General features: G+C 63.3%; 1 protein-coding gene. It reads right to left on the bottom strand.

Going from position 1 to position 319, the window contains the following annotated elements; translation table 11 throughout:
- Positions 1-319 (bottom strand): carbonic anhydrase (locus SB753_RS35935; protein WP_410804858.1); only part of this gene is annotated, 319 nt, incomplete at both ends.

Below are 319 nucleotides of genomic sequence, written 5' to 3'. Positions count from 1 at the left end.
CCGGATTCGATGTCATAGACCCAGCCATGCAGCTTCAGGCGGCCCTGCGCGAGCGCCAGCGCCACGGACGGATGCGTCTTGAGATTGATGAGTTGCGCGATCACGTTCTCACGCACCATCGAGTCGATGCGTTCGCGCTCGCTTGCATGATCGCGCGATTCGTTGACGAGCTTCGCCGAATCGGCGTAGCGCAGCCAGTTTGCGACGGCGGGCATGTGATCGAGGCACTTGCACGTTGCAACCGCCGTCATCGCGCCGCAATCCGAATGGCCGCAGATCACGACGTCGGTGACGCCCAGCGCGGCCACCGCATACTCGA

The organism is Paraburkholderia sp. SIMBA_053 (assembly GCF_046534895.1).
Lineage (GTDB): Bacteria > Pseudomonadota > Gammaproteobacteria > Burkholderiales > Burkholderiaceae > Paraburkholderia > Paraburkholderia caledonica.
Note: the sequence above shows the minus strand (reverse complement) of the source record. Positions and strands in the feature narration are given on the sequence as shown.